A 21025-nucleotide genomic window follows, 5' to 3' on the forward strand; every position below is an offset into this window, starting at 1 on the left:
ACGTTATATAAACTTCATTAGCACACTTGTTGATGAAGTTTTTTTTATATGAAGATAAAATTAACTATTGCCCTATTTTTATTCGGAATTCTAAATCTACTTGCTCAAACTAAAGTAAGCGGTTACGTTTTTGATGAATATAACCAATCTGTTCCATTTGCCAATGTTTTGTTTAAGGGTTCTTCCCAAGGAACCATTACAGATGAAAACGGAAAATTTTATTTAGAATCCAATCAAACTTGGAATACCTTGATTGTATCTTTTATTGGTTACCAAACTCTCGAAATTACCTTAGATAAAAAAGTGAATTACGATTTAAAATTCACGCTTAAAGAAGAAGCCTCTCAACTTGACCAAGTTTTTATTACTGCCGGCAAGCAGTCCAAAAAAGACAATCCTGCTATAGATATCCTCAGAAAAATATGGGAACACAAGCGTAAAAACGGCTTAAAAAAATTCAATCAATACGAATACAGTAAATACGAAAAAGTAGAGTTTGATATCAATACCATTGATAGCTCGCTGATGAAAAGTAAGCTTTTTAGAGGTATGGAATTTGTTTTCGATCAGGTAGATACCTCAAGTGTTACTGGAAAAACATATTTGCCTATGTTTATCAACGAAGCCGTTTCGCAGGTGTATGGTGACAATCTTATTAACAAGAAAAAAGAAGTTTTAAAAGGAAATAAAAATTCTGGCTTTAGCGATAATCAAACCATTATAGATTTTGTTGGTGAATTGTATCCCGATTTTGATATTTATGATAATTACTTGCAATTTTTTGATAAAGGTTTTGTAAGCCCCTTATCGAGAACGGGCATTAACACTTATAATTATGTATTAGCCGATAGCTCATTTATAGATAATAAATGGTGCTATAATATTATTTACTATCCTAGACGTAAAAATGAATTAACTTTTAAAGGGGATTTTTGGGTAGCCGATACCACGTATGCCATTAAAGAAATTAATCTACAGGCATCAAAAAGCGCTAATATTAACTGGGTAAAAGACATTTATATTGAACAAGAATTTGAAGTACTTAATGATTCCGTTTTTCTTATAAAACGGGATTATATGATGTCTGATTTCGCTTTTAACAAAAAAGAAACATCCCATGGTATTTATGGCAAACGCACCACATTGTATGATAATTATGTGTTTGATAACCTTAAGGAAAAAAAATTCTACGATGAAGACGTTTACAATTATAATGAGGATGTTTATGATAGGGATGATGATTTTTGGGCTGAAAATCGTCTGGAAGCTTTAAATCAGGATGAGAAAGGTGTTTACAAAATGTTGGACACTTTAAAGACGGTCAAAAAATTCAAACGTTTATATAATCTAGGAAGTATACTAGCTTCTGGTTATATTGAGTTTAATGCCTTGCCATTAGATTATGGCCCCATATTTTCAACGTTTGGTTTTAATGAAGTGGAAGGGTTGAGATTGCGGACAGGCGGGCGTACCTATTTTGGAAAAAACGATTTATGGCGATTGGAAGGATTTTTAGCTTACGGATTCAAAGACGACAAATTTAAATATGGTTTTTCAGGAAAATGGCTTTTAGACAAAAAAAGCAGATTCATTATTTCCGGAGGAAATCGGCGCGATGTTGAGCAAATTGGGGCTAGTTTAACCACCTCTACAGATGTGCTGGGGCGTAGTTTTGCTTCTTCCTCTGTAGTAGGAACTGGAGCCAATGATAAATTAACATCCATAAACCTAACTAGTCTAGCTATTGAGCTTGAGCCTTGGCGTAATTTTATAATAAGATTAGGAGGAAATTACAGAACCCTGGAATCGGCTTCACCAACGTTTAGTTTAGATTATAACACCCCTGATGGTATTGAGTCTGAAATCAAACAATTTGAATCTTCAGTCTCTGTTTCTTATTTTCCCGGTAGAAAAATGACAGGATTTGGTGTAGAACGTAAAATTGCTAATGATAATTTTGCCAGCCTTTTTGCTCAAGTAAGTCGTGGCGATAAAGGTGTATTGGATAGCGATTTCGATTATACTAAAGTTCAGCTTTCTTATATTCAACCTTGGCAAGTTGGTGGTTATGGCAGATTAACCACGACCGTAGAAGCCGGAAAAACCTTTGGCGAAGTTCCTCTAGGATTATTAAGCGTTATACCCGGAAATCAATCGTATTTTTCAATCTATAACACCTTTCCTCAACTAGATTTTTATGAGTTTGTTTCAGATACCTATACATCTTTTCATTTGGAGCATAATTTCAATGGTCGCATCTTTTCAAGAATCCCTTTTTTAAGAAAATATAATCTTAGGGAGATTGTCAGTTTACGTGGTGTTTGGGGAGACATTTCAGATGCAAATGTGGCATTAAGTACAACAAGCAATCCTAACAGCATTCCTTTAGTAGCTCCTAATGATAAAGTGTACTATGAATATAGCTTTGGAATTGGTAATATATTTAAAGTCTTTAGAATTGACTTTAACTTTAGAGGCAATTATCTAGAAAATGAAAATGCCCGCAAATTTGGAATTACGGGCACCTTCGGATTTTATTTTTAAACAAAACTTTACGAAACTGCTTTTAACTTTTTCAAAGTGGTCTTTGATAATTTATCTTCTGCGTACATTTTAGTAACGTTCAATTTTTTCTCATCGCTACTAGGCAATTCAAACATCGCATCTGTTAAAATTTCTTCACATAAGGAACGTAAGCCCCTTGCCCCAAGTTTATACTCAACCGCTTTGCCAACAATATAATCTAAAGCACCATCTGTAATGGTAAACTCTACATTATCCATATTAAACAACTTTTTATATTGTTTAATGATAGCATTTTTAGGCTCTGTTAGAATGGCTCTTAATGTTTCAGCATCCAAAGGATCCATATATGTTAATACAGGTAATCTTCCAATAATTTCAGGAATTAAACCAAAATCCTTTAAATCTTTAGGAATGATATACTGCAATAAATTGTTTTGGTCTACAACATCATCAGATATGGAAGCACTGTAACCAACCGCTTGCATGTTCAAGCGTCTGGATATAATTCGCTCAATGCCATCAAACGCACCACCAGCAATAAACAAAATATTTTCGGTATTGACTTCAATAAATTTTTGGTCTGGATGTTTTCTACCTCCTTTTGGTGGCACATTAACAACGGTTCCTTCCAATAATTTTAAAAGGGCTTGTTGTACACCTTCACCAGATACATCTCGTGTTATGGAAGGATTATCACTTTTTCGGGCGATTTTGTCTATTTCGTCAATAAACACAATACCTTTTTCAGCTTTTTCAAGATTATAATCAGCTGCCTGCAACAATCTTGTTAAAATACTTTCAACATCTTCACCTACATAACCTGCTTCAGTTAAAACAGTAGCATCAACAATGGCTAAAGGCACATTAAGCATTTTAGCAATCGTTTTGGCTATCAACGTTTTACCAGTACCTGTTTGACCAACCATAACGATATTACTCTTTTGAATATCAATATCATCTGTTGTTGCAGGTTGTAATAAACGCTTGTAATGATTATAAACCGCTACAGACATCACTTTTTTGGTGGCATCCTGACCAATAATGTATTGGTCTAAAAATTCTTTAATCTGTAAAGGTTTCCGTAACTTTAGTTCAGCAGATAAGTCACTGCTATCACTTTGTTTAGATTCTTCAATAACAATGCCGTGCGCTTGCTCAATACATCTATCGCATATATGGGCATCTAATCCTGCTATTAACAGATTCGTCTCGGGTTTTTTTCTACCACAAAACGAGCATTCTAATTGTTCTTTTGCCATTAATCATTTATTTAAAATGAGAGAAAAATGATATTAATTCTCTTATTAGAATTTATAAAATTACAAAAAAATGTTTAACTACGAGCTAAAACCTCGTCAATCATACCATATTGTTTCGCTTTATCAGCTTTCATCCAATAATCCCTATCACTATCTTCATACACTTTGTCGTATGGTTGACCGGAATGCTTACTGATGATTTTATAAAGTTCTTCTTTTAAAATCAATATTTCTCTGGCAGTAATTTCTATATCACTAGCTTGTCCTTGAGCACCACCAAGTGGCTGATGAATCATAACACGGGAATGTGTTAATCCACTTCTTTTTCCTTTGGCTCCCGCACATAACAATACAGCGCCCATTGATGCAGCCATACCTGTGCAAATAGTTGCTACATCGGGTTTTATAAACTGCATAGTATCATAAATTCCCAAACCAGCATACACACCGCCGCCTGGAGAATTAATATACATTTGAATATCTTTTGATGCATCAACACTTTCTAAAAACAATAATTGTGCTTGAACAATATTAGCAACATTATCATTAATTCCTGTTCCTAAAAACAGAATGCGGTCCATCATTAAACGTGAAAAAACATCTAATTGTGAAATATTCAATTGACGTTCTTCAATAATATAAGGTGTCATATTTGCTGGATACATACTACTGATAATTTTATTGTAATATGTACTGCTAATACCTTGATCTTTTATAGCGAATTTTTCAAATTCCTTTGCGTAATCCATAGTGATTATTATTATAACTTTAATTAAACCCTTGTAGTATAAACTCGAGCTTTTTTACTTAATGAAAAGCGCCTTAATGTATAAATTAAAGCGCCTAAATATAATGAATAATTATTTAAATTTAAGGTTTATTTGTCTCCGTAAACTTCTTTGATGAAGTTTTCATAAGTCAATTCCTTAACCTTTAAATTTGCTTTTTCTTTGTATAAGGTTATAAGTTTTTGACTTATAAGTTGTTCAGAAATTCTACGGGCTTCATCTTGGTTTGACAGTACACGGGCTGCAATATCATCCAATTCCTTATCAGTAGGATTTAATTGCCCGAATTGCGCCATTTGAACTCGAATCATTTCTCTTGCATGACCTTTGATATCTTCTAAAGTTACTTGAATATTATTATCAGTTATCAATTTACCTTCAATCAATTGGTAACGTAAACTTTTTTCAGACTTCTCATACTCTTCTTGAGCTTGATCGCTATCCATAGGTTTTTCACCAGCAGTTTGCATCCATTTTTGTAAAAATTTTGCAGGTAAGTCAAACTTGGTATTTTCAACTAAATATTCGGTAACATCGTTCAATAATTTTTGATCGGCTTGTTGTTTGAATTGCTTTTCTGCATCCTCTTTTATCTTCTCTTTTAATTCGGTTACCGAATTAACATTGCCTTTCCCAAATAATCTATCAAACAACTCTTGATCTAAATCTGCCAATTCACTTTTACTTATTTCTGTAATTGTGAATGTCACATCAATAGCCAAACCGTGGACATCATCATGGCCTAATTTTAAGGCGTGCATCAAATCATGTTCATCCTCATAAAGTCCTTTTGTATTTAAGGCAATAACATCACCAACTTTAGCACCAATAAACTGTTTTTGAGTCGCTTTATTTTTAAATTTATCTAAAGTTAAAGTTACTGTGCTTTCAATCTCGCGTTCTTCATTTTTGTAAACACCTGTAATATTACTATCTGCTTCAACTTCACTTTGAGATATTAATTTCCCATATTGCTTTTGAATACGCTCCACTTGCTCGTCAATCATTTTGTCGTCAGCAACGATAATATATTGATCGATTGGTTTTTTGCTATCTAAATTAACTTCAAATTCTGGAGCTAAGCCCAACTCAAATTCAAATGAAAACCCATCAGCATCCCAATCAATATTATCTTGAGGTTTTGGTAACGGCTGCCCTAAAACATCTAGTTTTTCTTCAGTTAAATACTTATTTAAAGCATCTTGCAACAACTTATTTACCTCATCAACCAAAACGGCTTTTCCATACTGTTTTTTAACCATTCCCATAGGCACATGTCCTTTTCTGAATCCTGGAATGTTGGCAGTTTTACGATAATCTGTTAAGATTTTCTCTACTTTGGTAATGTAATCTTCTTTAGCAATATCTACTTTTACTACAGCATTTAATGCATCAACGTTTTCTCTTGTAATATTCATTTTAAATGATATAAAACCCTAATAGGGGATTTAACAAAAAGCCTTTTTAAAGCTTGAATTTTTTGTAACTGAAATCGGGATGCAAAAATATAACTTTTTTACATCCTAACAAAGTTTTAATATACTGTATTTAGACTAGTTGTTGCCTTCTTTTAAAAGCGAATGTAAGATGGATTGAAGCACCGATAATAAGATACTAAACAGAATGGCTACCCATATACTACTTACAGAAAAACCATCTATAAGTCTATCTACCAAAAGAATAATCAAGGCATTTATAATGAGCAAAAACAATCCCAAAGTGAGAATGGTTATGGGCAGTGTAAGAATAACAAGGATTGGTTTTACCAACAAGTTTAAAACCGATAACACGATGGCGACTATAATTGCTGTAACAAATTTATCTCCAGATAATTCAACACCGGGCAAGAAATAAGCCAATATAAATACGGCTAAGGCATTTAATAAAAGTTTGATAATTAGATTCATTTTTAATGGATTTTCAATAAAAGTACAAAAATTATTTATTTAATGAATTTAATTACAGCGTCAAAAAAATCTTCTGGATTTTCGGCATGCAACCAATGTCCAGCATTTGCTATGGTTACTATTTGAACATTTGGGAAATGATTTTGAATGATGTTTTCATCTTCATCTCCAATATATTCTGACCGATCACCTTTTAAAAAAAGCGTTTCTTTTTCAAATCTAGCTTGGCTTGGAAGCGGCTCTCCTATTTCTGCAACTTCTTCTTTTAAAATATCTAAATTCATCCGCAACGCCAATTTGCCTTTTTCAATCCAATACAGATTTTTCAGTAAAAATTGTCTGGTGCCAAAATCAGATACATACCTGCTTAATAAGTCATCGGCTTCTCCTCTGCTTTTAATAATATCAAAATTTAGAGCACTTAAACCGTTTAAAATACCGTCATGATGCACTGGATAAAATCGAGGGGAAATATCGGCTACTAATAGTTTTGAAACCATATTTGGATACTTAGTAGCAAACAACATCGCCGTTTTTCCGCCCATGGAATGACCCAATAAAACAATATCATTCAAATTATTTGCTTCACAATAAGTTTTTAAATCTTTTACAAGAACCTCGTAATTAAATTCATTACTATGGAAACTATGCCCGTGGTTTCTCTGATCTAGCAAATGTACTTGAAATCCATTTTCACTAAATTTTTGACCCATGGTTTTCCAATTATCACTCATTCCCAAAAATCCATGAAGAATAACAAATGGTTTGCCTTCGCCTAATATATTTGAATGTAAAAGCATTTTTGATTTACGATTTTTGATTTACGATTCACTTCAACCTTTGAAGATACATTTGAACAACATTCTCAATACCTAAATATAAGCTTTCTGCAATTAATGCATGACCAATGGAAACCTCCAACAAATTGGGAATATGGTCTTTAAAAAATTTAATGTTTTCAAGAGACAAATCATGCCCTGCATTAATTCCTAAACCTAATTCATGGGCTAATTCAGCGCTTTCAGTAAAAGGCTTTACGGCATTTTTGTTGCCCAAGCTATATTGATGCGCAAAACTTTCGGTATACAATTCAATTCTGTCCGTTCCTGTTTCTTTGGCACCTTCAATTTGCTTTAAAACGGGATCTACAAAAATCGACGTCCTAATCCCATTTTGTTGAAACTCTTTAATCACATCAGCCAAAAAATCTTTATGCTTAATGGTGTCCCACCCTGCGTTGGATGTTATGGCATCCTCGGCATCAGGAACCAAAGTCACTTGTGTTGGTTTCACTTCTAAAACTAGTTTCATGAATGAATCAACGGGATTGCCTTCAATATTATATTCCGTATAAACAACAGGCTTTAAATCGCGGGCATCTTGATAACGAATATGCCGCTCATCTGGCCTTGGGTGTATGGTAACTCCTTCTGCCCCAAATCGCTGTACATCTTTTGCAAACTGCACCACATTGGGCACATTGCCTCCTCTAGAATTTCTTAATGTAGCTATCTTATTAATATTTACACTTAACTTTGTCATGAATCCGTTTTAAAACGCAAAAATACAAAGTAGAACAGGCATACATACTTTTTTTTTGATTAATTTGCACACTTATAAAACATGTGAAAATAAAGTAAACATCTACCGATGAAACTTTCAGAATACATTATTAACGACATTAAACCTTTAAATAGGAATAGTAAAATAAGTGATTTGCAGATGATGTTCAATCAGCTTACTTATTCACACATTCCCATTGAAAATGATGACCACATCTATTTAGGTTGCTTTTCTGAAACGGATGCACATTGTTTTGAAAGTGACAAACCGTTAAGTGAGTTTAGCCATGCCTTTGAGGATTTTTTCGTTAGAAATACCACCCTTTGGCTAGACGTTCTAGAAGCGTTTGCTAGAAACTCTGCCAACATTATGCCTGTTCTTGATGAAAAAAACAAATATTTAGGCTATTACGAACTAAATGATATTATAAGTTTATTTGGCGATTCTCCATTTTTTACGGCTCCTGGTGGCATTTTGGTTATAGAAAAAGGTATTAATGATTATTCTATGAGTGAAATTAGCCAGATTGTTGAATCAAATAACGGAAAAATACTAGGTGCTTTTGTGTCCAGAATAAAAAATGATGTTGTACAAATAACCATTAAAATTGGCAATGTTGGACTAAGTTCCATCATTCAAACGTTTAGGCGCTATAGTTATAATGTTGTATCTGGACATGAGGAAGATAGCTATATAGAGAGCCTTAAGGAACGATCGGATTATTTGAATAAATACTTAAATATTTAGTTTATGAAGGTTGCCGTTTTCGGAAGATTTTACAATAAAACCACATCTAGTTCTGTTGAAACATTATTTAATTATTTATTAAAAAAAGATGTTGATGCCTATATAGAAACCGAATTTTATAACATCATTAAAGCGGCAGCTCCCAATAACAACTATTCTAACTTTAAAACATTCGATGACTTAGATAAATCCTTCGATTTGCTTGTTAGCGTTGGTGGCGATGGCACCATTTTAAGGGCTATTACCTTTGTTAAAGACATTGATATTCCTATTATTGGAATTAACACTGGCCGTTTGGGTTTTTTGGCAACTATTCAAGTTGATGGGATAGAAAGTGCCATTCAAGATATTATCGACGGTAAATATACCATTTCAGAGCGCACATTATTATCAGTAGAAACTATTCCAGAAAACAAAGATATCACTTCACTTAACTTTGCATTGAATGAAATAGCCGTTAATAGAAAAAATACCACCTCTATGATATCGGTAGAAACTTATTTAAATGGGGAATACTTAACATCGTACTGGAGTGATGGTCTTATAGTATCTTCGCCAACTGGCTCAACAGGATATTCCCTAAGTTGTGGAGGCCCTGTAATAACTCCCGATACCAATAGCTTTGTATTAACGCCTATAGCCCCGCATAATTTAAGTGCGCGCCCTTTAGTTATTCCAGATTCTACAGAAATACATCTTAAAGTTGCGGGTAGGGAAGATAATCATTTAATATCGCTGGACTCTCGCATTGCAACTTTAGACAATAATACCCTCATAAAAATTAAAAAAGCCCCATTTAAAATTAAAATGATTGATTTATTAAATGAAAGCTTTTTAGATACCCTTCGTAAAAAACTTCTTTGGGGAGAAGATACGCGTAATTAAACAATAATTTTTAGTAAATGTTGTTTTAAACTCATACAAATCAACTCAAATTGCTTTGGGGTAATCTTATTTATTATATTTGCAAACTTTTAAATTCTTATGAGGTATATAACCATAATTATTATAAGCATTTTAACCATCCAATACAGTCACTCTCAAATCAATGAGCTTGGCATTTATGTTGGTGGCAGTAATTTTATTGGTGATGTTGGCGCTACTAATTATATATCGCCTAACCAATTGGCATTTGGAGCCGTTTATAGATGGAACAGAAGCACAAGGCATTCATACAGAGCGGCTTTGATTTTTACAGATTTACAAGGCGATGATTTAAAATCTGATGATCCAAGACGTACACAAAGAGGTTATAATTTTACCAATAAAATTGTTGAAGCTTCAGTTGGCATGGAGCTTACTTTTTTTGATTTCGATTTACACTCTGGAGAAAAATTATCAACACCTTATTTATATTCTGGAATAACGGTTGCCAATTATGATGATTATTATTTCCAAAATGGTGTTCAAACATCTGAAAATGCATCAAGCTGGGCTTTTGGTATCCCCATGGCTATAGGCTTTAAAACCACATTTATTGATAATTTTGTTTTAAGTGTTGAAGTTGGTGCGCGTTATACATTCACTGATGCCATTGACGGAAGCCTTCCAAACAATACAAACCATTTAGCAAATAGATTCGGTAACATTAATAATAACGATTGGTATGTCTTTTCAGGTATTATGTTAACCTATTCTTTTGGACAAAACCCTTGTTATTGTATAAATTAAAAAATGAACTTACCAGAAAGCATACAAGCCAAAAAATTACCAAAGCATATTGCCATTATTATGGATGGCAATGGCCGTTGGGCAAAACAACATGGCATGATGCGTACTTTTGGTCATGAAAATGGTGCTAAAGCCGTTAAACAAGTCGTTGAAGGCAGTGCGGAAATTGGCATAGAAAACCTAACGCTTTATGCATTTTCTACAGAAAATTGGAACCGACCAAAGTTTGAAGTGGACACACTTATGAAGTTATTAATCTCTTCTTTAAGAAAAGAAATTAAATCACTTCATGAAAACAACATAAAACTATGTGCCATAGGCACCTTAGATACACTTCCTGCCAAGGTGCACAAAGAATTATTGGAAGTTATTGAAAAAACCAAAAACAACAATAGAATGACTTTAACCATTGCTCTAAGCTATGGTTCGAGGGAAGAACTTATTAATACAGTAAAAGAAATTAGTTTTAAAGTTAAAAATAATATAATTTCGGCCGAAAAAATTGATGAATCAATTATAAATGAGCATCTTTACACGCGAAATTTACCAGACGTAGATTTACTTATAAGAACAAGCGGGGAGCAACGAATAAGTAACTTTTTACTATGGCAAATAGCTTATGCTGAATTGTATTTTACGGATACACTTTGGCCTGATTTTACTAAGCAACATTTGCATGAAGCTATTATTGAATATCAAAAAAGAGAAAGACGATTTGGGAAAACTAGTGAACAACTTAGCTAATAAACTACCTATAAAAACACTTATAAAACAATGCATTGTATTATTTATAATTACAATCAGTTTTAATGTAACTGCTCAAGACCCATACGATACTGGTAAAAAATACACCATAGGAGGGGTTTCCGTTTCTGGAAGCAAAACATTTAACGAACAAACAGTTGTAGCAGCTTCTAGATTAACTAAGGGCCAAGAAATCACTATTCCGGGTGAAGAAACTGTTACTGCCATTAAAAAACTTTGGGAGTCAAAACTTTTTAGCGATGTAGAAATTTATGTCACAAAAATTGAAGGCAATGTTGCCTATTTAGAAATTCGTCTTTCAGATTTACCACAGCTTAACGAAGTTAAAATCAATGGTGTAAAAAAAGGAAAAATAGAAGCCATTATAAAGGAAAACAAATTAGAAAAGGGCACCAAAGTAACCGAAAACCTTAAAGCCACAACAAAAAATTATTTAACTACTAAGTATCAAAAAGAAGGCTTTTACAACACCAAAGTCAATATAAATACTGTGGAGGTAAAAGACTCTCTTCAAATACCACGTGTTAATATGGTTGTTAACATTGATAAAGGAAAAAAAGTAAAAATAAAGGATATTGTTATTGCTGGAAATGAAGCTTTAAGTGATAAAAAGCTTAGAAAGAGCATGAAAAAAACCAAACAAATAAATCCTATACGCATTTTAAAACGTTCAAAATACGTAGAAAAAGATTATAAAGAAGACTTAACAAAACTTATAGATGCCTATAAGGAAAACGGCTATAGAGATGCGCGTGTTATATCTGACAGTTTAATTGTAAATGACGATAAAACCATTTCCCTTCAAATAAACTTAGAGGAAGGTGAACTATATAAGTTTGGAGATATTACATTTATTGGCAACACTATTTACACGAACCAACAGTTAAGCAGGATGCTACGTATCAATAAAGGTGATACCTACAACGGTGTTTTATTACAAAAACGCATCCAAGATGATTCAAAACCTGATTCGGATGATATCGCTAATCTTTACCAAAACTACGGTTATTTGTTTTCGAAAATAGACCCCGTTGAAGTAAGTGCAGACAATAATGTTATTGACTTAGAAATAAGAATCGTTGAAGGGAAGCCCGCCTATTTTAACAACGTATCTGTAGTTGGTAACGACAAAACCAACGATCATGTTGTTTACAGAATGTTACGTACACTTCCTGGTCAAATATATAGCAAAGCCAATGTGGTACGTACCGTTAGGGAACTTGGCCAATTGGGCTTTTTTGATGCTCAAGAAATTTCTCCGAATTTTAAAAATGTAAATCCGCTTGAAGGCACTATAGACATGGAATATTCTGTCAAGGAAACAGGGTCAAGCCAAATTGAACTTCAAGGTGGTTATGGTGGCGGTGGTTTTATTGGAACGCTTGGTCTATCATTTAATAATTTTTCTATAAAAGATCTTTTCAATAAGGATGCTTATAAGCCTATTCCAATGGGTGATGGACAAAAATTAGCATTACGTTTACAAGCAAGCCAATTTTTCCAAACCTATAGTTTTTCATTTTCTGAACCTTGGCTAGGCGGCAAAAGACCTGTACAATTTTCTACATCTTTATCGCAAACAAAACAATTTCTTTATAACTATCAAACCCGTAGGGCTGATAAAAATCAAAGCTTTAATATTACTGGTGTTTCTGTTGGTTTAGCAAGACGTTTATCTGTACCCGATGATTATTTCACATTATCTCAAGCGCTTAGTTTTCAAATTTATGACTTGAACAACTACAATACGGGGCTATTTACTTTTGGCAATGGTAGTTCAAAAAACTTGGCTTACACTATTGGTTTAAGTAGGGATGATACCAATATAGACCCTATTTACCCCACAGGAGGTTCTCGTTTTGGTATTACAGGAAAATTATCAATCCCATATTCTTTGTTTAATGACGTTGATTATTCGGCTTTAAAAATAGAAAGGGACAATTCTGAAATTATAAGGGACAACCCTACAAATCCCGATAATATAAGACAAGATGCTTCTGATAGAATTGCAGAAATTGACCAAGAACGTTTCAAATGGTTGGAATTTTATAAAGTGAATTTTAAAGGGGAATGGTTCACCCAAATCACTAAAGATTTGGTTTTAAGACCAAATGTGGAGTTTGGCTTTTTAGGAGCCTACAATAATGATAGAGGTGTGATACCTTTCGAACGTTACTTCGTAGGAGGTGACGGTTTAGCCAATTTTGCGATGGACGGTAGAGAAGTCATTCAATTAAGAGGATATCCAAACCAATCCATACAACCTTTGGACAGAGAAGGCAATACCACTAATGATGGTGCCACTATTTACAATAAATTTTCATTAGAATTGCGTTATCCAATTACGCTAAAAGCATCTGCTAAAATTTACGCATTAGCTTTTATGGAAGGTGGATCGGCTTATAATAGTTTTAGAGATTACAATCCTTTTAACCTATACCGCTCAGCTGGTTTTGGCGTTCGTATTTTTATGCCTGCATTTGGTTTATTGGGAATAGATTTCGGTCATGGCTTCGATCCTTTATTTGGAGAAACTGGTAGTCATGGATGGGAAACCCACTTTATTATTGGACAACAATTTTAAGGGAATTTTTTTTGGCACGATATTTTCTATTAACAGTTTAATTATTTGAACCAATAATTAAAATTTTTAAGATTTAATTTCGTTAATTTTGAAATGAGCAATATAAAATATTCACAAGGTTAAAAAATATTTTACGTTGCGAATGGCATCTGATAATAAAAATCAATAAAATAATCAGACGAAAATTAAGATTCAAAAAAAGGTATAGGTTTCAAATAAAATCATTTGTCTTTTTAGAATTTAACGACAATAAATTATAAAAATATTTAAACAGATGAAGCATAACGTTCTTTTTTTATTGACATTAGTTCTCATGTGTAGCTTGTATTCTAACGCGCAACGTGGCGTAAGAATCGCTTATATTGATACCGAATATATTCTAGAAAACGTTCCGGAATATCAAGAATCCATGGTGCAACTTGATAATAAAGCCCAAGACTGGAAAAATGAAATTCAAACTAAACTTCTAGCAATTGAACAAAAAAGGAAAGATTTAAGCAACGAAAAAGCATTGTTGACAAAGGAACTTATAGATGAACGCGAAGAAGATATTGCTTTTGAGGAAAATGAAATATTAGATTATCAGCAAAAACGGTTTGGTCCCAATGGTGATTTAATGATTCAAAAAAAACAATTGATGCAACCCATTCAGGATCAGGTATTTTCAGCCGTTCAAGATTTAGCAGCTAGCCGAAAGTACGATTTCATTTTTGATAAATCATCAGATGCCATGATGCTGTATTCGGCAAAACAGTTTGATTTAAGTGAACAGGTTTTAAGAAGTATTACAAGAGCATCCAAACGAACTCAGGCAGAAACTAAAGCCGAACAAAGAGCTGCTGAAGAAGAAGAATTGATCCCTGAGATAAATGAAGAACTAGAAGCACGGGAACAAGCATTGGAAGAAAAGAAAGCTGAACGTGAAAGTGCCATAGAAAAACGTAGACAAGAAATTTTAGAAGCTCGTGAAGCCAAGCAAAAAGAAGCAGAAGCAAAGCGTCAACAGATTTTAGAAGAGCGTGAAAAAGCTAAACAAGAAAAACTGGATGCGAGAAACAATACCGCATCAAATTCAGAAAGTGAAACTGGAACAACTACCGCTACCGATGCAAAACAGGTAGAAACCAAAACAAGAGAACAACTTATAGAAGAAAATAGACAGAAAAAATTAGCAGAACGAGAAGCTAGAATTAAAGAACTAGAGGCTAAAAAGAAACAAATTTTAGAAGACAGACAAAAAACAAAAGATAGTATAAACAATAATTAATAATTTATAACACATTAAAATACACTTAAAATGAAACAATTAAAAACCCTATTATTAGCAACTGTATTATGTATTGGAGCCGTAAGTTTTACATACGCCCAAAGCAAAGTTGCGCATATAAATACGAATGATTTAATTACTGCTATGCCAGAGATGAAAGCCGCTCAAACTGAACTTGAGACGCTTTCAAAACAATATCAAACAGATTTGCAAGCCTTAGGTACCGAATTACAGAAAAAATCGGAGCAATATAATGCTGAAGCAGCTACTAAAACTCAAGAAGAGAATGCTAAAAGACAAGAAGAATTAATGACCATGGAGCAAAATGCTATTCAATTTAGAACTAAAGCACAACAAGAAATAGAAGAAAAAAGAGATATTCTATTTAAACCCATTACCGAAAAAGCGAGAGCTGCTATCTTAAAAGTAGGTAGAGCCCAAGGTTTTGAGTATGTTTTGGATTCTGGTGTAGGCGTAACCATCGTAGCAGATGGTAAAGATTTACTTAATGATGTAAAAAAAGAATTAGGCATCTAATTTTTTTAGAATAAATAAATTTACTTAAAGCTGTCTTTTACAAGACAGCTTTTTTATTTTTGTTACACTATGAGCACACAACCTATTGGTATTTTTGATTCTGGTGTTGGTGGGACTTCCATTTGGAAAGAAATCCATAGGCTTTTGCCAAATGAAAACACCATTTATTTAGCTGATAGTGCTAATGCGCCCTACGGATTAAAAGGAAAAGAAACCATTATCAATTTAAGCATTAAAAATACAGAATACTTGATTGATAAAGGCTGTAAAATTATTGTTGTGGCCTGCAACACTGCCACAACTAATGCCATCCATGTTTTAAGGGAAACCTATGACATCTCTTTTATAGGTATTGAACCTGCCATTAAACCTGCTGCATTAAATACGCAAACTAAAGCTATCGGTATCTTGGCCACCAAAGGAACGCTAACAAGCGACTTATTCCATAAAACCACTAATTTATTCGCCAGCAATATTAAAGTGATAGAACGTATTGGCGAAGGTATTGTAGAGCTTATTGAAAGTGGCCAGTTAGATTCTGAAGACATGAAAGTGTTGTTGAAAATCTATTTAAAACCCATGATAGCTGCCAATATTGATTATTTAGTTTTAGGTTGTACACACTACCCTTATTTAATCCCAATATTGGTTGATTTACTACCTAAGCATGTGAAAATCATAGATTCTGGTGAAGCCGTTGCAAGGCAGACAAAAGCTATCTTAGAAAAGAATAATTTGCTTGATATACAAACAACGCATCCTATAAATCAGTTTTTCACTAATGGAAATCCAAAAGTGATGCAATCGCTTTTAGATTCTAAATTTAAAGTTGAATATTTAGATTTTTAGCTGTCTGTAATTCCTACGAAAGCAGGAATCCTAAAGAAACGTAATACTTTTTTAAAGGTTTAATTAATAGATTCCTGCCTGCACAGGAATATTTACTCTTTAAACCAACTTGAATATTTAATATAATTATTGGCTATACGGTCTATCTCACCAGAAATAAGTTCTTTACTAATATCCTTAACTTTCTTTGCCGGAACACCTGCATAAATACTACCCGCTTCTACCCTAGTGTTTTTAGTAACAACTGCGCCAGCGGCAATAATACTGTTGCTTTCTACCACGCAATCGTCCATTATAATACTACCCATGCCCACCAAAACATTATCATGAATGGTACACCCATGTACAATAGCATTATGACCAATAGACACGTTATTTCCAATAGTAGTAGGCGAAATTTTATAAGTTGCGTGAATAACGGCACCGTCTTGAACATTTACTTTATTTCCCATTTTGATAAAGTGAACATCACCACGAATGACAGCGTTAAACCAAACACTGCATTGAGTTCCCATAACCACATCGCCTACAATGGTAGCATTTTCGGCTATGTAACAATCTTCAGGTATTTGAGGGGATTTTCCGTTTACTGGTTTTATAATTGGCATATCGAATTGATTATTTTCTATTTACTATTGAATATTACTTAAGCTAAAAAAAAAAATTAGTTGTTCTTAATCATTACTTAAAAAAATCCAATAACTCTGATTTTTTAGAAGCCGAAACCATGATTTCTTTTCCATTACTAAGCACCACACTTCCACCTTTTCCTTTTAAATATTTAACCACTTCATTCACATTAATTAAATACGATTTATGTACACGTGCAAAATTACCACCATTTAAGGCATCTTCAAAATATTTAAGTGTTTTGCTTACCAATTTCTTTTTATTATTGGTTAAATAAATTTCAGTGTAATTGTCGTCTGCTTTACAATATAAAATATCCGCTGTATTAATAACTTCAAACCCATCTTGAACTGGGAGTGTTATTTTTCCGTTTACAGTATTTGTTCTGGGAATTAATACGTGGTCTTGAAGGGCGTTTTCTTTGACCCTAATTTCGGAAACATAGTCAACCGCCTTTATAAGTTCGTCAATAGAAATAGGTTTCATCAAATAATAAGAGGCATGGGCATTCAACGCTTCCATAGCATAATGATTGTAGGCGGTAACAAATACCGTTTCAAAGTTAATATCTTCAAGCTTATCCAATAAATCGAAAGCATTGCCATAAGGCATTTCCACATCAAGAAACACTAAATCCAAATCATTGTCATTTATCAAAATAAGCGCTTCATTAATATTGGCAGCTTCTCCTAAAACAGTCACATTCGGACAGTATTTTTCTAGATAATTCTTTAGAATGTTCCTACTGGTTTCTTCGTCTTCTACGATGATGGCGTTCAATTTCATGTTTAATCCTTTTTAAGTGTTACCATAACTTTAGTTCCTGTGTCTCCTTCATTTTGAAAATCTTCAATAAAAACATCTACTTTATCTTTATACATGGCGTTTAAAATAGAAACCCGCTTTTTAATATTTCCCATACCTTTTGAATTTTGCTTTTGTTGATTTTTGGTTTTTAAAGCTTTCGATTGTTCCCTGCCTATACCATCATCAGCAATGGTAATGGTAATTTCATCATTCTTGGTTTGTGCAATTGAAATAGACAAATGTCCTTTATCCTTTTTATAACGCAATCCGTGCCAAACTGCATTTTCAATGTACGGCTGCAATAACATGGGTGGAATTATAAAATCTTCAATGGTGATATTTTCATCTACATCAATCGTGTAATCAAACTTATCCTTAAACCTAAAATGCTCCAATTTGGTGTATAACTCTAAAAGCTCAATTTCCTTTTTCAACGGAATAAAATCTTCTTCACTGTTCTCTAAAACGGCTCGCATCAACAATGAAAAATCTGAAAGGTATTTATTAGCCGTTCGTTCGTCATTAGATGCTATAAAACTATTCACCGAATTCAACGCATTGAAAATAAAATGCGGATTCATTTGGCTCCTCAACGTTTTTAAAGCGAGCAAATTATTTGCCAACCGTTGTTGCTTAATGTATTTAAACATAAAATAAGCGGCAACCAACAATAATAAAACGCCACCGATAAGCGAGTAAATAACAAGCTGTTGCCGTTTTGTTTGTTCGTTAGTGAGTTGGTATTTACTTTCAGAAAGTTCCCTATCACTTTCCAAGCTTACAATCCTATTTTGTTTTGCTGCCAATTCTTTGCTAAAACGAGCCGCTTGTGAAATTTCCTGTTCCTTTTTAATATAAACCTTATCTACCAAATCGACATAGTCTTGATAAACGCTCAGTGCTTTTTTATAATCGCCGGCATCTCTATGCACATCAGAAAGTCTTCTAGTCGCATCTTTTTGCACGATAAGATCTTCCTTTTTATCAGCTTCAGCAATACTTTTTTCAAGAAACAGAATCGCGTTTTGATAATCCCCTAGCAAGGCTAAAGCGCTTCCAATTTTATAGTTTTGCTTTTGTGGTGTTAAAGCACTTTCATTGTCTATAATGGCTTGATTTTGTGCACCCACTTTTTCAATGTCTTTTAAGGCTTCTTTTCTTAACTGAATTTCACTGGAATAATTACTGACATTATTTTGGAAATCGGCCACCTTCACTTTTTCTTCAGCAGCTCTTTTCTTATTTTCGGTAGTTGCTAATTTTAATGATTTACTAAAATAATCCTTTGCAGCTTCGTTATTTCCACTGGCACTATAGGCTTCGCCTATTTTGGAATTCAAATCGGTAATTTTTGCTGAAATTTTGTTGGCCTCCGCTACTTTTAATCCTTCCTTATAAAAATCGATGGAAGCTTTATAATTTTTCGTCAACAGATTAACATCGCCCAACCCTTCATTAAGGGACACCAATTGCCATTTTGAAAGGTCTTTTTTTGAAACACTATTATAGGTTTGAATACTTTCCTGGTAATTTTTATTGAACTGAAACGCTTTGGCAAGTTTCAATTTGGTTTCATTCGATGGAATATTTTGAATACTTATACGATAATTCGAAACCGCCAAATCATATTGTTTCCAATACATGTAAATATCACCAATAACATCATAAACCTCGGCATTTTCTTTTGCAGAACTACTCTTTGCCAAAGCGTCGGTAATAAATTGCAAACTCTTTTTTGCATCCTTTTTTAAATACGTTTCCGCTGAATCAATAAGTGATTTGAATATTTGGGTGTTTCTCGATTTTGAAGCTACATTTGTTCTAGAATCTTCCATACTGGTTGATTCTACCAAAACCATAATACGTTCATTATCTTGTATGGTATAATAAACCGTTTCAAAATCTTGATGCTTTATAATAAGTTCATCTCCTTTTTTGGCTTCAATTTTAAACTCCCCAAACATATCTGTAGTAGTATAAGAACCGCCGTTAACCTCAATATTTACATTTTTAATGGGGTTACGGGTATCTTTTTCTACAACAGAACCTCTTACCGTAAATCTTTCGGTATTATTAAAAGGATTGTTCTGCGCTTGTAAAACAGTACTGAAGCACAGCATAAAAAATACACCTAAGTAATTAGCAAATAGTTTCATACACAACTCAAAAGCAGATAAACTTACGCACTTTACTTGGTATAATAAAATGCTGATTTTATTATTTACTCACATTTACATGCTAAAAATAGGTCTTCACTCATTAATAAAGATGGTTCACTCACCAACCCTTTTGTTTTACTCATTATTCATTTTTTAAGAAAAAAGTTGCTCTTAGATTTAGAGTAATAAAATATATTATGAAGATTTAACTTAAATCTAAAATCAATTACTGTAAAAGCTACCGTATTAAACCGATTTGCCTCAAATTGAATAATAAAGCAAAACCCCGAGATTTTCGGGGTTTTGTTTATACTTTCTTTACATACTTGGTAATAATCACAATTTGCTGTCCATCAACCTTCCCTTCAATGTATTCTGCATTTTCATGGTCTAAGCGAATGTTTCTAACGGCAGTTCCTTGTTTAGCGACCATACTGGAGCCTTTAACTTTTAAATCTTTTATCAAAACCACAGAATCCCCTGTTTCTAAAATAACACCGTTCACATCTCTATGAATGATTTTTTCGCTATCATCCAAACCTTCATATGTGGCTTTTGCAAAAGTTAATGTGTCTTCATCTAAATATAACATATCCAATAAATCTTGTGGCCATCCTTCAGCTTTTAAACGGGATAATAATCTCCAAACCATAACTTGTACTGCTCTGTGTTCGCTCCACATGCTATCGTTTAAACATCGCCAGTGGTTTGCATCCATGTCTTGGCTACCTTCAATTTGACTTAAACAGGTTGAACAAACTAGAAGACTACTATCAAGGGATTCATTTGTAGAAGGAGGAATGATATATGGCTTTAACCCATTGATTGAAGTACATAATTCGCAAGTTGAATGACTTCTTATTTGTAATAATTGCAGCAGACTCATAATTAATATTTATTGTTGCGAAAATACTGCTTTGAAATAAAAAGGATGCCGTTTGGCATCCTTTTTATTTCGAATTTAAA

General features: G+C 33.4%; 19 protein-coding genes. 9 read left to right on the forward strand and 10 right to left on the reverse strand.

Features of this window, described 5'->3' with window-relative positions; all coding sequences use genetic code 11:
- Window positions 1-48 precede the first annotated feature (48 nt).
- Complete coding sequence (locus CDH50_RS05255) at window positions 49-2544, forward strand: DUF5686 and carboxypeptidase-like regulatory domain-containing protein (RefSeq protein ID WP_100610881.1); 2496 nt, start codon at window positions 49-51, stop codon at window positions 2542-2544.
- A gap of 8 nt (window positions 2545-2552) precedes the next feature.
- Here CDH50_RS05255 and clpX read toward each other — a convergent pair whose 3' ends face one another.
- The 6 genes from clpX to CDH50_RS05285 form a co-directional block, all read right to left on the reverse strand.
- Entirely contained in the window at window positions 2553-3785 is a 1233-nt protein-coding gene (gene clpX / locus CDH50_RS05260) for an ATP-dependent Clp protease ATP-binding subunit ClpX (RefSeq protein WP_100610882.1), read from the reverse strand.
- Window positions 3786-3859: 74 nt separating this feature from the next.
- Window positions 3860-4534: an ATP-dependent Clp endopeptidase proteolytic subunit ClpP gene (gene clpP / locus CDH50_RS05265; RefSeq protein ID WP_100610883.1), complete on the reverse strand. Its 675-nt coding sequence runs from the start codon at window positions 4532-4534 to the stop codon at window positions 3860-3862.
- A 128-nt stretch (window positions 4535-4662) separates the two neighbouring features.
- Entirely contained in the window at window positions 4663-5991 is a 1329-nt protein-coding gene (gene tig / locus CDH50_RS05270; RefSeq protein ID WP_100610884.1) for a trigger factor, read from the reverse strand.
- A 135-nt stretch (window positions 5992-6126) separates the two neighbouring features.
- Window positions 6127-6480 (reverse strand): phage holin family protein, encoded by a 354-nt coding sequence (locus CDH50_RS05275; protein ID WP_100610885.1) that lies wholly within the window; start codon window positions 6478-6480, stop codon window positions 6127-6129.
- A 35-nt stretch (window positions 6481-6515) separates the two neighbouring features.
- Window positions 6516-7280 (reverse strand): alpha/beta fold hydrolase, encoded by a 765-nt coding sequence (locus CDH50_RS05280; RefSeq protein ID WP_100610886.1) that lies wholly within the window; start codon window positions 7278-7280, stop codon window positions 6516-6518.
- 28 nt (window positions 7281-7308) lie between these two features.
- Window positions 7309-8022, reverse strand: a complete 714-nt coding sequence (locus CDH50_RS05285; protein WP_100610887.1) for a pyridoxine 5'-phosphate synthase — start codon at window positions 8020-8022, stop codon at window positions 7309-7311.
- 108 nt (window positions 8023-8130) lie between these two features.
- Between CDH50_RS05285 and CDH50_RS05290 the strand changes: the two genes are divergently transcribed.
- From CDH50_RS05290 to murI, 8 genes are all read left to right on the forward strand, one after another.
- Entirely contained in the window at window positions 8131-8790 is a 660-nt protein-coding gene (locus CDH50_RS05290) for a CBS domain-containing protein (protein WP_100610888.1), read from the forward strand.
- Window positions 8791-8793: 3 nt separating this feature from the next.
- Window positions 8794-9675: an NAD kinase gene (locus tag CDH50_RS05295; RefSeq protein ID WP_100610889.1), complete on the forward strand. Its 882-nt coding sequence runs from the start codon at window positions 8794-8796 to the stop codon at window positions 9673-9675.
- Between the two features lie 99 nt (window positions 9676-9774).
- Window positions 9775-10461 carry a type IX secretion system protein PorG gene (porG, locus tag CDH50_RS05300; RefSeq protein WP_100610890.1) on the forward strand — a complete coding sequence of 229 codons (687 nt, stop codon included), beginning with the start codon at window positions 9775-9777 and terminating at the stop codon, window positions 10459-10461.
- Between the two features lie 3 nt (window positions 10462-10464).
- Complete coding sequence (locus CDH50_RS05305) at window positions 10465-11205, forward strand: isoprenyl transferase (protein WP_100610891.1); 741 nt, start codon at window positions 10465-10467, stop codon at window positions 11203-11205.
- A complete protein-coding gene (locus tag CDH50_RS05310) occupies window positions 11138-13810 on the forward strand; it encodes a BamA/OMP85 family outer membrane protein (protein ID WP_100610892.1) in 2673 nt (890 codons plus the stop codon). Before CDH50_RS05305 ends, CDH50_RS05310 begins: the two co-directional genes overlap by 68 nt.
- Before the next feature lie 274 nt (window positions 13811-14084).
- A complete protein-coding gene (locus tag CDH50_RS05315) occupies window positions 14085-15077 on the forward strand; it encodes an OmpH family outer membrane protein (RefSeq protein ID WP_100610893.1) in 993 nt (330 codons plus the stop codon).
- A 30-nt stretch (window positions 15078-15107) separates the two neighbouring features.
- Window positions 15108-15614 (forward strand): OmpH family outer membrane protein, encoded by a 507-nt coding sequence (locus CDH50_RS05320; protein WP_100610894.1) that lies wholly within the window; start codon window positions 15108-15110, stop codon window positions 15612-15614.
- A gap of 69 nt (window positions 15615-15683) precedes the next feature.
- Window positions 15684-16463 carry a glutamate racemase gene (gene murI, locus CDH50_RS05325; protein WP_100610895.1) on the forward strand — a complete coding sequence of 260 codons (780 nt, stop codon included), beginning with the start codon at window positions 15684-15686 and terminating at the stop codon, window positions 16461-16463.
- A 92-nt stretch (window positions 16464-16555) separates the two neighbouring features.
- On the opposite strand, the gene CDH50_RS05330 is transcribed toward murI, so the two are convergent.
- The 4 genes from CDH50_RS05330 to CDH50_RS05345 all read right to left on the reverse strand — a co-directional run bounded on the left by CDH50_RS05330 (window position 16556) and on the right by CDH50_RS05345 (window position 20945).
- A complete protein-coding gene (locus tag CDH50_RS05330) occupies window positions 16556-17071 on the reverse strand; it encodes a gamma carbonic anhydrase family protein (RefSeq protein ID WP_100610896.1) in 516 nt (171 codons plus the stop codon).
- A gap of 73 nt (window positions 17072-17144) precedes the next feature.
- On the reverse strand, window positions 17145-17879 hold the full coding sequence (locus CDH50_RS05335) for a LytR/AlgR family response regulator transcription factor (RefSeq protein ID WP_100610897.1): 735 nt from the start codon (window positions 17877-17879) through the stop codon (window positions 17145-17147).
- A gap of 2 nt (window positions 17880-17881) precedes the next feature.
- Window positions 17882-20020 carry a histidine kinase gene (locus CDH50_RS05340; protein ID WP_232731966.1) on the reverse strand — a complete coding sequence of 713 codons (2139 nt, stop codon included), beginning with the start codon at window positions 20018-20020 and terminating at the stop codon, window positions 17882-17884.
- A gap of 346 nt (window positions 20021-20366) precedes the next feature.
- The gene (locus tag CDH50_RS05345) at window positions 20367-20945 is read right to left on the reverse strand and encodes a PhnA domain-containing protein (protein WP_100610899.1); all 579 of its coding nucleotides are present in this window, start codon (window positions 20943-20945) and stop codon (window positions 20367-20369) included.
- Window positions 20946-21025 lie beyond the last annotated feature (80 nt).

The sequence above is a fragment of the Confluentibacter lentus genome, from assembly GCF_002806995.1.
In the GTDB taxonomy this organism is placed as follows: domain Bacteria; phylum Bacteroidota; class Bacteroidia; order Flavobacteriales; family Flavobacteriaceae; genus Confluentibacter; species Confluentibacter lentus.